The sequence below is a fragment of the Micromonospora krabiensis genome, from assembly GCF_900091425.1.
GTDB classification, from domain to species: Bacteria; Actinomycetota; Actinomycetes; order Mycobacteriales; family Micromonosporaceae; genus Micromonospora; species Micromonospora krabiensis.
Window position 1 is genome coordinate 2,464,644 of sequence record NZ_LT598496.1, and the last position, 11,650, is coordinate 2,476,293.

Consider the following 11,650-nt stretch of genomic DNA (forward strand, 5'->3'; position numbering starts at 1 on the left):
TCGTCCCAGCTTGCCCGGTTCGCGGGTGCGCCGCAACGCGATCGACTTGCCACGCCAAGTACCGTCTTGGGGTGGCCACCGTCCTCCTGGTCGAAGACGACCACGTCGTACGCGGCGCGATGCTGCGATCCCTCGCCGATCGGGGGCACGCGGTGCACGCCGTCGGCACGGCGCTGGACGCGCTGCGCCGGGTCGCCGCCGAGACCCCCGACCTCGTGGTGCTCGACCTCGGGCTGCCCGACCTCGACGGTTCGGACGCGCTGCGGATGCTGCGCGGCATCACCGACGTGCCGATCATCATCGCCACCGCCCGCGACGACGAGCAGTCGGTGGTACGCCTGCTGCGCGCCGGGGCCGACGACTACATGGTCAAGCCGTTCACCGGCGCCCACCTCGACGCCCGGATCACCACCGTGCTGCGCCGGGCCGGTCGGGCCAGCCGTACGGTCCAGCCGGCGGTGCACGTCGTCGGCGGCCTGCGGGTCGACGTCGGTGAGCGCAGCGCCCAACTCGACGGGGAGGCCCTGGCGCTGACCCGCAAGGAATTCGACCTGCTGGCGTATCTCGCCGCACGTCCCGGGCGGGTAGTGTCCCGCCGGGAACTCTTGGAGGAGGTATGGCGGCAGCCATCGGTCGGCGAGGACCAGACAATCGACGTTCATCTGTACTGGCTGCGCCGCAAAATGGGCGAGTCCGCGGCGAAGCCGCGCTACCTGCGCACCGTGCGGGGGGTCGGTTTTCGGCTGGTGGCGCCGGACTGAGGACGTCGCTGGCCCTGCTCACGGCCGGCCTGTGCGCGCTGGCCGCGCTCGCCTTCGTCATCCCGCTCGGCCTCAGCCTCGGTGATCGCGCCCGCGAGGAGGCGATCGCCGACGCGGCACGGCGCAGCGCCCTCGTCACCGGCGCCCTGGCGGTCAGCACCGACCCGGCGGTGATCGAGCGGGCGGTGGCCGCCAGCGGCGACGATGCCGCCGCCCGACCGGTGGTGCACGGCCTCGACGGGGACGCCGGGACGGGCCGCGCCGACCCGGGCGACCTGGACCGGGCCCGGGCCGACCGCCGGTCCCTGGTGGTCGACGTGACCGGCGGGGTGGTCCGGCTCGATCCGGTGGTCCTCGGTGACCGGGTCGCGGTGGTCGAGGTCTTCGTGCCGGATTCCGCCCTGGGTGACGGGGCCGGCACCCGCTGGCTGCTGCTCCTCGGCGTCGCCGGGCTCCTGGTCGGCGCGGCGGTCGTGGTGGTCGACCGGGTCGCCGCCCGCACCGTGGACGCGACCCGCGGACTGGTCGACGCCACGCTCGCGGTGAGCGACGGTGACCTGGGCGCGCGGGTGGATCCGAGCGGGCCGCGGGAGCTGGCCGAGGCGGGTCACGCGTTCAACCGGATGGCGGAGAGCCTGGTCGCGGCCCGTACGGACGAGCGGGAGCTGGTCGCCGACCTGTCGCACCGGCTGCGTACCCCGCTGACCGTGCTCCGGCTGGACGCCGAGGCGCTGGAGTCCGACGACACCAGCGTCGGCACGTTCAGCCAGGCGGAGTTGGACCGGCTGCGGGGAATCCGGCGGATGCGCCAGGCCATCGTGACGCTGGAGGGCGAGGTCGACGTCCTCATCAAGACCACCCGCAAGGCGGTCACCCACGACGCCGGCCCGGCCATGTGCGACGTGAGCGAGGTGGTCCGGGACCGGATGGTGTTCTGGGCGGCGCTCGCCGGTGACCAGAACCGGCCGCACCGGGTGATCGGCGCCCAGCTGCGTACGCCCGCACCGGTGCCGCGCGCGGAGCTGGCGGCCGCGCTGGACGCGGTGATCGGCAACGTGTTCCGGTACACGCCGCAGGGCACCGCGTTCGAGGTGGCGGTCTCCCGCCGGGACGGGTACGTGGCGATCCGGATCGACGACGCCGGCCCGGGTATCGCCAACCCGGACCGGGCGCTGCGCCGGGGAGCCAGCGACCAGGGCTCCACCGGGCTGGGTCTGGACATCGCCAAGCGGGTGGCGTTGCAGGCCAACGGGTCGGTCAGCATCGACCGGGCCCGGTTGGGCGGGGCGAGCGTGGTGATGCTCCTCGCCGATCCGGAGGCGACGCCCCGGCAGGTGAACCGGTTCGGGCTGGTCGGCCGGATGGCCCGGGAGGCCCGCGAGCAGAAGACCGGCCGCCGCTGGCCCCGCCAGCGCCCCACCGACACCTGACCCCACCGGTGGTTGTGGGGTGGCGCAAGTCTTTCTTAGATCCGGGTTAACGATGGCGTCGGCGGGTTCGAGGGCTGCGAGGATTCCTCTCAGGAACCCATCAGTTCCACCGGTTCAGCGCCCCGCGCACCCACCACCGGTGGAGCCGTGCGCGCGGCGGGAGTACGGTCCCCCCACACCACCTCCCGCCGCGCGCCCACCCCTCACACGCCTGCCACGTACGCCTCGATCTCGTTGCTGATCCGCTGCTTGCCGGCCGGGTCGAGGAACGAGGCGGTCACCGCGTCGCGGGCGAGCGCGGCGACGCCCTCCGGCCCGAGGCGCAGCAGGCGGGCCGCGACCCCGTACTCGTCGTTGAGGGTGGTGCCGAACATCGGCGGGTCGTCGGAGTTGATGGTGACCAGCACCCCGGCGTCGACCAGCCGGGGCAGCGGGTGCTCGTCGAGGTTGGCGACCGCCCGGGTGCGCACGTTGGAGGTCGGGCAGACCTCCAGGGCGATCCGGTGCTCGGCGAGGTGGGCGAGCAGCTCCGGGTCGTCGGCCGCGGAGATGCCGTGCCCGATGCGCTCCGCGCCGAGGTCGCGCAGCGCGTCCCAGACGGTCTGCGGGCCGGTGGTCTCCCCGGCGTGCGGCACCGAGCGCAGCCCGGCCGCCCGGGCCTGGTCGAAGTAGGGCTTGAACTGTGGTCGGGGTACGCCGATCTCCGGGCCGCCCAGGCCGAAGCTGATCAGGCCGTCCGGGCGCTCCTCCAGGGCGATCCGCAGGGTCTCCTCGGCGGCGGGCAGGCCGGCTTCGCCGGGGATGTCGAAGCACCAGCGCAGCTCGATGCCGAAGTCGGCCTCGGCCCGCTTGCGGGCGTCCTCGATCGCCTCGCAGAACGCGGGCGCGGGGATCCCCCGGTGGACGTGCGAGTAGGGCGTGATGGTCAGCTCGGCGTAGCGGACCTGCTGGCGGGCCAGCTCCCGGGCCACCTCGTGGGTGAGCAGCCAGACGTCGTCCTGGTCGCGGACCAGGTCGACGACGCTGAGGTAGACCTCGATGAAGTGCGCGAAGTCGCGGAACGCGAAGTAGTCGACCAGCGCGGCGGGGTCCGCCGGCACCGGGCTGCGCCCCTCGTGACGGGCGGCCAACTCGGCGACGATCCGGGGCGAGGCGGAGCCCACGTGGTGCACGTGCAGCTCCACCTTGGGCAGTCCGGCGATGAAGGTGGACAGGTCGGTCACAGGTTCTCCTCGGCACGGCCGCCGGTACGGGCGACGACGAAGACGCGGCGGAACGGGAAGTACACCTGCCCGCCCCGCGCCGGGTACGCCTCGTCGAGGCGTACCTCCAGCTCGGCTCGGAAGTCGGCCCACCCCGCGTCGTCCAGCGCGGCGCGGACCGGGCGCAGCGCGGTCCCCTCCATCCAGGTGAGCACGGGGTGCGCGGCGTCGGCCGGGGCCGGTAGCAGGTGCACGTAGGTAGTCTCCCAGGCGTCGACGGCGCAGCCGGCACCGGCCAGCAGCGCGGCGTAGCCGACCGGGTCGTCGACCGGCGCCTCCCGCAGCAGCGGGAGCAGCTCCCCGCGCCAGGGGGGTCGGCCGGCGACCTCGCGCAGGGCCCGGTGCGACGGGCCGTCGAAGTTGCCCGGCACCTGCACCGCGAGCCAGGCGCCGGCGGGCAGCTCGTGGGCCCAGCGGCGCAGCAGGTCGCGGTGGTCGGGGACCCACTGGAGCACCGCGTTCGTGACCAGGACGTCGACGTCCGGGTTCGGCCACCAGTCGCGGACGTCCCCGACGGCGAACTCGACGGGCGCGCCCAGGGCGCAGGCCCGCGCGATCATCTCGGGTGACGAGTCCAGCCCGCAGACGCGGCTCTGCGGCCAGCGGTCGACCAGGGTCGCGGTGAGCTGGCCGGGGCCACAGCCGAGGTCGACGATCGTCCGGGGCCGGTCGGCGGCGATCCGGGCGACCAGGTCGTGGAACGGCCGGGACCGCTCGTCGTCGTAGCGCAGGTACGCCGCGGGGTCCCACATGATCGCCTCCCAAACCGTACGTCCGTCTTGTTTTACCGTACGGGCCGCCTCCCGGCCGGGCAAGCCGCTCACTAGGCTCGGGGGTATGGAGCAGCGCACCTTCCACCGCCTCGGGCGGACCGTCGGCGTCGTGGGTCTGGGCGCCTGGCAGCTCGGCGCCGACTGGGGCACCGTCAGCGAGGACGACGCGATGGCGATCCTGTCCGCCGCCGTCGACTCCGGAGTCACCTTCCTGGACACCGCCGACGTCTACGGCGACGGCCGCAGCGAACAGTTGATCGGCCGTTTCCTGCGGTCCCGGCCCGCCGACGGGATCACCGTGGCCACCAAGATGGGCCGTCGCGTCCCGCAGCAGCCGGAGGCGTACACGCTGGCGCACTTCCGGGAGTGGACGGACCGCTCTCGGAAGAACCTCGGCACCGACACCCTGGACCTGGTGCAGCTGCACTGCCCGCCGACCGCCGTCTTCGCCGACGACGCGGTCTTCGACGCCCTCGACACGTTGGTCGCCGAGGAGGCGATCGCCGGCTACGGCGTGAGCGTCGAGACCGGCGACCAGGCGCTCACCGCCATCGCCCGACCCGGCGTGGCCAGCGTCCAGATCATCCTCAACGCGCTACGCCACAAGCCCGTCGAGCGGGTGCTGCCCGCCGCGGCCGCCGCCGGGGTGGGCATCATCGCCCGCGTGCCGCTGGCCAGCGGGCTGCTCTCCGGCCGCTACGACGAGCAGACCACGTTCCCGGCCGACGACCACCGCACCTACAACCGGCACGGCGAGGCGTTCGACGTGGGCGAGACGTTCTCCGGCGTGGACTACGCGCTCGGGCTCGCCGCGGTGCGCCGGTTGGCGCCGCTGGTCGGCGACGACCGCACGATGGCGCAGTTCGCGCTGCGGTGGGTGCTCGACCAGCCGGGCGTCACCGTGGTCATTCCCGGCGCCCGCGACGCCGGGCAGGCGCGACGCAACGTCGAGGCGGCCGAGCAGCCGTCGCTCACCGCCGACCAGCTGGCCGGCGTCCGCGCGGTCTACGACGAGCTGATCCGCCCGCAGGTGCACGACCGGTGGTGACCGGCCCACGGCGGATCGCCGCCGGGCCCCGGCCGCGGCGAATCCGCGTCACGGCCGCGCCCCGGCGGATCCGCCCGGCGGCCACACCGCCTCCGGCCCGGGCGGCGGGCACGCCGGGCCGCGTCCTCGCGCCGGCCGGTCCGGCCCGCCATGCTGGAACCTCGGCGCGCGGGGAAGGGGGGACACGGTGAGGGGCTGGTTCCCGCTCACGCTCGGTCTGCTGGCACTGGTGATCGGTGCCGTCTGGACGGTGCAGGGCCTGGGCTTCGTCGACGGCAGCGTGATGACCGACGAGCGCATCTGGGTGGTCATCGGCCCGGTCGTGGCGCTGGCCGGGCTCGTGGTGCTCTGGCTCGGCCTGCGCGCCCGTCGCCGCCCCTGACGGACAGGCGCGGCGGGCCCGGACACGCGGAAAGCCCCGCATCCCGGGGTGGGACACGGGGCTCCACTGTCGATCCGAAGGCTGGATCAGCCCACTGGCCGGCGGGGGCCGGCCGTCACTGCTCAGATGGGGCGGACCTGCTCAGCCTGCGGGCCCTTCTGACCCTGAGCGATCTCGAACTCCACCCGCTGGTTCTCCTCCAGCGTGCGGTAGCCGCTGGTCTGGATGGCCGAGAAGTGGACGAACACGTCAGCACCCCCGCCGTCGACGGTGATGAAGCCGAAGCCCTTGTCAGCGTTGAACCACTTCACGGTTCCCTGCGCCATGTGTATCTCCTTCTAAAACTGGCGGCCGAGCACGCCGTGCGGCCGGTTGGCCGTTTTCGAGCAGCGGCGCCTGAGGCGGCCCCCGGTGAAGGAGACTTCTCTCAACCCACGCCATCTCTTCAACAGCGTGGAACAGCAAACCACGTACGCAAAAACTCTGCACAGCCTACCCGACGAAATTCTCCGACATGTGACCTGACGGATGCCATAGATCCGCTGGGTGGGCTTCCGGCACCGTGCGAAAGGCCCCCTTCCCATCGAACTGTGAAGGGGGCCCGCACCGGTATGTCCGATCAGTCCGGCCAGCGGCCGGTCAGCCGGCGTACGCCGACCGCGCCACCCCGGTCGACGGCGGCGCGTACGACCGAGAAGATGGCTCCCTGCAACGCGGCGGCGGCCAGGATCTCGCCCCACCGACGGTCCTCGTCGGTGGGGTTGGGCGCCTCACCGTCGCCCGCCGTGAGCTTCCAGACCTGCCGGAAGATGTTGCCGGCGAGCATGCCGGCGGCGAGCCCCAGCAGCACACCGACGGGCTTGTACGCGGCCCGGTTGATGGCCTTGCTCACCTGCGCCTCCCTCGGACGACCAGCAACACGATCATCGTGGCGACCGCTCCGGCAGCGACGGCCGCCCACGGCACGGGGCTGCGCCGGAGCATGTCCCGCTGCTGGGACACGTCCGCCCGGGCCAACCCGGCCACCTCCGCCGCCTGCCCGCGCACCCGGGCCAGCCGCTGTGCGGCCTGCGCCCGCATCCGCTGCCGTGCCTGCTCGGCGGACTCCTTCAGGCGCGCCTTGACGTCCGCCTTGGCGGCCAGCGCCTCCATCGTCTCGCCCAACTCCACCCGGGTCCGCCGGATCTCCTCGCGGAGCGCCTCGGTGTCGCCCCGCCCGTTGCCGGTCATGACCGTCTCCCGTCCTTCACCGCGGCGGTGACGGTGTCCACGTCAGCCCGCAGGCTGCGGACGGTCGCCGCCGGAACCGGAGGAACCGCGCGGCTGACCTGCTGCTTGCCGATCAGGGCCAGGATGCCGGCGAGCAGGAAGAGAGCGACCCCGGTGATCAGCGCGGCGGCCCAGCCTGGCAGCACCAGGTCCAGGGCGAGCCCCACCGTGATGACCAGGGCGCCCAGGCCGTAGAACGCCAGCGCCGCGCCGCTGCCGAAGAGGCCGATCCCGATGCCGGCGTGCTTGCCCTTCTCGGCCAACTCCGCCTTGGCCAGCGCCAGTTCGTCCCGTACCAGCCGGGAGACCTGTTCGGTGGCCCGCTGCACGAGTTCGGCGGTGGAGGGCTCGCTCCCGTTGCGGGACGTGCGGACGTTCGCCACATCAGCCATGCTGTCCTCCTTTCCTCTTTCCCGCGCTGTATGCCCGGAGTCGCCGCTCGTCAATCCTGTGCGTGGCCTGCCGGATGCGTGCAGAGACGTCCGGCAGCAGGTCCCCCGCAACCGGCTCGTCAAACCTCCCGGAACGGGCGAACGTGTCGAGGAGACGGGCCGGAGCCCCACCGCCACGCCCGTGCCCCCGCACGACAAACGCCGACATCGGCCGCGAGGACACGTGACGCGGTCAGCGGCGGGCCTCGGCGGTTTCGTCCGGGCCGACGAAGGCCTCGCTGCGGGCGTCCCCGTCGTCGCTGCCGCCGAAGAGCCGGGCGTCGTCCGGCACCTCGCCGTCGGCCAGCCGGGCGGTCGCCCGCCGGGGCTGCACCCACTGCCAGGGCAGGCGGCTGTCGGCGTCGCCCAGCTCGGTGCGGACCCGGGGCATCGCCACCGGGCGCTGGTCGCGTACCCAGGCGACGAGGTGTTCGCGCACGAGGCAGCGCAGGTCCCACAGGCTGCCCGCGTCGGCGGCACTGACCAGCGCGCGGACCCGGACGGTGCCGCCGGTCGCGTCGGTCACCTGCAGGACGCAGACCCGGCCGTCCCACAGGTCGCTGCTCTCCACCAGACGTCGCAGCTCCTCCCGCATCGCCTGCACCGGCACGGACCAGTCGACGTCGAACTCGGCGGTGCCGAGCACCGCCGCCTCGGTGCGCGTCCAGTTCTGGAAGGGCTTGCTGGTGAAGTACGACGTCGGCAGGATGAGCCGCCGGTCGTCCCAGATCTGCACCACCACGTAGCTGAGGGTCAGCTCCTCGATGCGGCCCCACTCCCCCTCGACGACCACCACGTCGTCCAGCCGCACCGCGTCGCTGAAGGCCAGTTGCAGGCCGGCGAAGACGTTGCCGAGCAGGCTCTGCGCGGCCAGGGCGGCCACCACACCGACGACACCGGCGCTGGTCAGCACACCGGCGCCGACGCCGCGGACGGCGGGGAACGTCATCAGCATGACCCCGAGCGCCAGGATCACGATCACGGCGATGGTCAGCCGACGCAGCATCACCACCTGCGTACGCACCCGGCGGGCGTGCCGGTTGTCGGGCACGTCGACCCGGAACCGGGCCAGCGCCGTGTCCTCGACGACCACGAGCAGCGCGGCCACCAGCCAGGCGACGCTGGCGATGACGGCGAGCACCAGCAGGTGCAGCAGGAGCTGCCGCCAGTGGGTGCCGACCCCGTAGCCGGTGCTGAACCGGACCGCGAACTGGATCGCCAGCACGGTGGCCGCCACCCGGAACGGGCGGTGGGCGTGGTCGGTGAGCTCGGTCATCAGCCGCGAACGGCGGCCGAGTCGCCGGGTCACCCGGTGGACCACGGCGACGACGAACAGGGCGACCGCCGCCGCGACCAGCGCGACGACGGTCGTCTCCAGATGGTTCCGCACGGACTTGCTCCCTCCGGGCCGGGCACGACGGGGTCTCGGGCAAGGGCCCCATGGTGCCCGGTGTATCCGGTATCGACCAGCTTCAGACCTTGCGGTACCGGGACTGGAGGAAGCAGAACACGCCGAAGGCGGCGATGCCGAGGGCGACGAGGGTGAGCAGCAGGCTGCCGTAGGACTGCTCGCGCAGCGTCCGCAGCGCGGCGTCGAGCCCGCGCGCCTTCTCCGGGTCGTACGTCACCGCGGCCACGATGACCAGCACGCCCGCGACGCCGTACGCGACGCCCTTGGCGACGTAACCGGCGATGCCCAGGCGGCGGGAGAGCCGGCGCGTGCGCGGGCTCATCTCGGCGGTCTTCAGGTGCTTCTCGAAGCGCTTGACCAGCCCGTAGACGACCAGTCCGACGCCGATCGCGGCGAGCACCAGGCCGGCCAGGCCGACCAGCCAGCGACCACCGGAGGAGTGCATGGCCTGGCCGGTGAGCGCCTCCTGCTGGTCGGCGGAGTTCGACTTGGCGTCGGAGAAGACCTTGTAGGCGGTCCAGGCGAAGTAGAGGTAGACGAGGGTGCGCCCGGCGGACGCGACGCGTTCCCACGTCCGCTCCCCGCCCCGCTCGGCGCGGTGACCGACGGCCGCCTCCAGCGCCTGCCAGATCGCCATCGCGACCAGGCCGACGGCCGTCGCGATGACGAGGAACTTGCCCAGTGGCTGGGCGGCCAGGGTGCGCAGCGCGCCGGACTGGTCACCGGCGTCGGCGGAGTTCCCGAACGCGATCTGCAGCGCGAGCCAGGCGAACAGGAGGTGCACGATCCCGTAGCCGATGAAGCCGGCCCGGGCGAGAAGTTCCAGCCACCGACTGTCGGCCGTGCGGGCGGCGGTGGCTCCAGCGTTCCGGGTGAGTGACATGGTGCCACCTATCTCCGAATGCGGAGATTCCCAAACGTCGGAGCCACCACCGCCGACCGGTCAGCCGCCCTGCGAGACCCGGATCTTGATCTCCTGGTCGGTGACGCTGTCCAGGGTCACGGCGAGGCCGCCCACCTCGGCGGCCTGCTGGCCCGCGAGCAGGGTGACCTGCTCGCCGGCCACCTCGACGGTCACCTGGTCGCCCTGGACGCCGACGAGCTTCGCGTCGACCCCCAGGATGCTGGCGCTGGCGTCCACGCCGCGCTGGAAGGTGACGGTGCAGGAGCCGGCGATGCTGCAGTCGGTGTCGGCGCCCTCGGAGCTGCAACCGGCCAGCAGGGCGACGCCGAGCGCCAGGCCGGCCAACAGGCCGGCGGCGCGGCGGGTGGGGGTCAGCGGGGAGTTACCGGGTCGGTGAGTCACCCCGACAAGGGTACGAGACGCCCGCGAACCGGCCGTTCCCCCGGCGCGTTAGGGTCGCGCCATGCCGTTCGACATCACCCGGGTCCGCGCCGCCTACCCCGCCCTGAGCGAGGGATTCGTCCACTTCGACGGTGCCGGGGGCACCCAGACCGCCGGGTCGGTGGCCGACGCGGTCGCCGGGGCGATGCGCGCCGCGGCCGGCAACCGCAGCACGGCGTTCACGCCGGGCCGACGGTCGCTGGAGCAGGTCGCCGCGGCCCGGTCGGCGGTGGCGGATCTGGTCGGCGGCGACCCCGGCGGCGTGGTGCTCGGCCCGAGCGCGACGGCGCTGCTCTACACCCTGGCCCGCACCGTGGGCACCGGCTGGCGCCCCGGCGACGAGGTGGTGCTCTCCCGACTGGACCACGACGCCAACGTGCGGCCGTGGGTGCAGGCCGCCGAGGCGGCCGGGGCGACCGTACGGTGGGCCGAGTTCGACCGCGCCACCGGTGAGCTGCCCACCGGCCAGTACGCCGACCTGGTCACCGAGCGGACCCGGCTGGTGGCGGTGACCGCCGGCAGCAACGCGATCGGCACCGTCCCGGACGTGCCCGCGATCGCCAAGACCGCCCACGCAGTCGGCGCGCTGGTCGTCGTGGACGGGGTGCACGCGGTGCCGCACGCGCCGACCGACCTGGAAACGTTGGGTGCGGACGTGCTGGTCACCAGCGCGTACAAGTGGTCGGGGCCGCACCTGGCCGCGATGGTGGCCGACCCGGCCCGCTGGGCCGAGCTGCGCCCGGCGAAGCTGATCCCCTCCTCCGACGCGGTGCCCGAGCGTTTCGAGTACGGCACGCCGAGCTTCCCGCTGCTCGCCGGGGTGACCGCGGCCGTCGACCACCTGGCCGGGCTGGACCCGGACGCGACCGGTGACCGGCGCTCCCGGCTGCGGGCCGGCCTCGCCGCCGCGCAGGCGCACGAGGAGGCGCTGCTGGACCGCCTGCTCGCCGGGCTCGCCGACCGGCCCGCGATCACCGTCTACGGCTCCCCCGCCCGACGTTGGCCCACCGTCTCGTTCCGGGTCGCCGGGACGTCCCCGGCGCAGACCCAGGCGGCGCTGGGCGAGGCGGGTTTCTGCCTCACCGCCGGCGACTACTACGCCTACGAGTACTTCACGGCGATGGGCCTGCGGGACACCGGCGGCGCGGTGCGGGCGAGCATCTACCACTACAACACCGCGGACGAGGTGGACCGGTTGCTCGCCGAACTCGACCGGCTGGCCGATCGGGCGTAGACAATGAGCGGGTGAGCAGCCTGGTCGAGGACAACCCCGCGCAGCACCGGTTCGAGATCCTGGTCGACGACGCGCTGGCCGGGTTCAGCGCGTACGAGCCCGTGGGCGACGTGCTGGTCTTCACGCACACCGAGGTGGACCCCCGGTTCCAGAACATGGGGGTGGGCGCCACCCTGGTCCGGGAGACCCTCGACCAGGTCCGCGCCCGGGGCGGCCAGATCGTGCCGCAGTGCCGGTTCATGGCCGCGTTCGTCGAGCGCCACCCCGAGTACGCGCCCCTGGTCGCCGACCAGCCCTGACCGGG

At 73.5% G+C, this 11,650-nt stretch carries 15 protein-coding genes; 6 read left to right on the forward strand and 9 right to left on the reverse strand.

What is annotated here, in order from left to right; genetic code table 11:
- Positions 1–71 precede the first annotated feature (71 nt).
- Positions 72–761, forward strand: a complete 690-nt coding sequence (locus GA0070620_RS10880; protein ID WP_091589747.1) for a response regulator transcription factor — start codon at positions 72–74, stop codon at positions 759–761.
- A 29-nt stretch (positions 762–790) separates the two neighbouring features.
- The gene (locus GA0070620_RS10885; protein WP_091598519.1) at positions 791–2,191 is read left to right on the forward strand and encodes a HAMP domain-containing sensor histidine kinase; all 1,401 of its coding nucleotides are present in this window, start codon (positions 791–793) and stop codon (positions 2,189–2,191) included.
- A gap of 203 nt (positions 2,192–2,394) precedes the next feature.
- Here GA0070620_RS10885 and GA0070620_RS10890 read toward each other — a convergent pair whose 3' ends face one another.
- Positions 2,395–3,414, reverse strand: coding sequence for an adenosine deaminase (locus tag GA0070620_RS10890; RefSeq protein WP_091589748.1), 1,020 nt, complete (start codon positions 3,412–3,414; stop codon positions 2,395–2,397).
- Positions 3,411–4,205 (reverse strand): trans-aconitate 2-methyltransferase, encoded by a 795-nt coding sequence (locus GA0070620_RS10895; RefSeq protein ID WP_091589749.1) that lies wholly within the window; start codon positions 4,203–4,205, stop codon positions 3,411–3,413. The genes GA0070620_RS10890 and GA0070620_RS10895 overlap by 4 nt, the downstream gene beginning before the upstream one ends.
- An 85-nt stretch (positions 4,206–4,290) precedes the next feature.
- Here GA0070620_RS10895 and GA0070620_RS10900 point away from each other — a divergent pair, with 85 nt between their 5' ends.
- Both GA0070620_RS10900 and GA0070620_RS10905 read left to right on the forward strand, forming a co-directional pair.
- Entirely contained in the window at positions 4,291–5,274 is a 984-nt protein-coding gene (locus GA0070620_RS10900; protein ID WP_091589750.1) for an aldo/keto reductase, read from the forward strand.
- A gap of 187 nt (positions 5,275–5,461) precedes the next feature.
- Positions 5,462–5,656, forward strand: a complete 195-nt coding sequence (locus tag GA0070620_RS10905) for a hypothetical protein (protein ID WP_091589751.1) — start codon at positions 5,462–5,464, stop codon at positions 5,654–5,656.
- 122 nt (positions 5,657–5,778) lie between these two features.
- Here GA0070620_RS10905 and GA0070620_RS10910 read toward each other — a convergent pair whose 3' ends face one another.
- The 7 genes from GA0070620_RS10910 to GA0070620_RS10940 form a co-directional block, all read right to left on the reverse strand.
- The gene (locus tag GA0070620_RS10910; RefSeq protein WP_007075740.1) at positions 5,779–5,982 is read right to left on the reverse strand and encodes a cold-shock protein; all 204 of its coding nucleotides are present in this window, start codon (positions 5,980–5,982) and stop codon (positions 5,779–5,781) included.
- A gap of 293 nt (positions 5,983–6,275) precedes the next feature.
- Entirely contained in the window at positions 6,276–6,536 is a 261-nt protein-coding gene (locus GA0070620_RS10915) for a DUF4235 domain-containing protein (RefSeq protein ID WP_172836576.1), read from the reverse strand.
- An 8-nt stretch (positions 6,537–6,544) separates the two neighbouring features.
- The gene (locus GA0070620_RS10920; RefSeq protein WP_091589753.1) at positions 6,545–6,886 is read right to left on the reverse strand and encodes a DUF3618 domain-containing protein; all 342 of its coding nucleotides are present in this window, start codon (positions 6,884–6,886) and stop codon (positions 6,545–6,547) included.
- The gene (locus tag GA0070620_RS10925) at positions 6,883–7,317 is read right to left on the reverse strand and encodes a phage holin family protein (RefSeq protein WP_091589754.1); all 435 of its coding nucleotides are present in this window, start codon (positions 7,315–7,317) and stop codon (positions 6,883–6,885) included. Before GA0070620_RS10925 ends, GA0070620_RS10920 begins: the two co-directional genes overlap by 4 nt.
- Before the next feature lie 232 nt (positions 7,318–7,549).
- A complete protein-coding gene (locus GA0070620_RS10930) occupies positions 7,550–8,746 on the reverse strand; it encodes a mechanosensitive ion channel family protein (RefSeq protein WP_091589755.1) in 1,197 nt (398 codons plus the stop codon).
- A gap of 82 nt (positions 8,747–8,828) precedes the next feature.
- Positions 8,829–9,650 carry a DUF1206 domain-containing protein gene (locus GA0070620_RS10935; RefSeq protein WP_091589756.1) on the reverse strand — a complete coding sequence of 274 codons (822 nt, stop codon included), beginning with the start codon at positions 9,648–9,650 and terminating at the stop codon, positions 8,829–8,831.
- A gap of 60 nt (positions 9,651–9,710) precedes the next feature.
- Positions 9,711–10,073: a hypothetical protein gene (locus tag GA0070620_RS10940; RefSeq protein WP_091589757.1), complete on the reverse strand. Its 363-nt coding sequence runs from the start codon at positions 10,071–10,073 to the stop codon at positions 9,711–9,713.
- A gap of 61 nt (positions 10,074–10,134) precedes the next feature.
- On the opposite strand from GA0070620_RS10940, the gene GA0070620_RS10945 reads away from it, so the two are divergent.
- Together GA0070620_RS10945 and GA0070620_RS10950 are read left to right on the forward strand one after the other, a co-directional pair.
- Positions 10,135–11,346 (forward strand): cysteine desulfurase-like protein, encoded by a 1,212-nt coding sequence (locus GA0070620_RS10945; protein ID WP_091589758.1) that lies wholly within the window; start codon positions 10,135–10,137, stop codon positions 11,344–11,346.
- 11 nt (positions 11,347–11,357) lie between these two features.
- The gene (locus tag GA0070620_RS10950; RefSeq protein ID WP_091589759.1) at positions 11,358–11,645 is read left to right on the forward strand and encodes a GNAT family N-acetyltransferase; all 288 of its coding nucleotides are present in this window, start codon (positions 11,358–11,360) and stop codon (positions 11,643–11,645) included.
- Positions 11,646–11,650 lie beyond the last annotated feature (5 nt).

Bases quoted from the DNA above. Each gene is read 5' to 3' on its own strand.
- GA0070620_RS10895 (WP_091589749.1), bottom strand. From the start codon at position 4,205: ATGTGGGACCCCGCGGCGTACCTGCGCTACGACGACGAGCGGTCCCGG.
- GA0070620_RS10900 (WP_091589750.1), top strand. From the start codon at position 4,291: ATGGAGCAGCGCACCTTCCACCGCCTCGGGCGGACCGTCGGCGTCGTG.
- GA0070620_RS10910 (WP_007075740.1), bottom strand. From the start codon at position 5,982: ATGGCGCAGGGAACCGTGAAGTGGTTCAACGCTGACAAGGGCTTCGGC.
- GA0070620_RS10920 (WP_091589753.1), bottom strand. From the start codon at position 6,886: ATGACCGGCAACGGGCGGGGCGACACCGAGGCGCTCCGCGAGGAGATC.
- GA0070620_RS10925 (WP_091589754.1), bottom strand. From the start codon at position 7,317: ATGGCTGATGTGGCGAACGTCCGCACGTCCCGCAACGGGAGCGAGCCC.
- GA0070620_RS10935 (WP_091589756.1), bottom strand. From the start codon at position 9,650: ATGTCACTCACCCGGAACGCTGGAGCCACCGCCGCCCGCACGGCCGAC.
- GA0070620_RS10945 (WP_091589758.1), top strand. From the start codon at position 10,135: ATGCCGTTCGACATCACCCGGGTCCGCGCCGCCTACCCCGCCCTGAGC.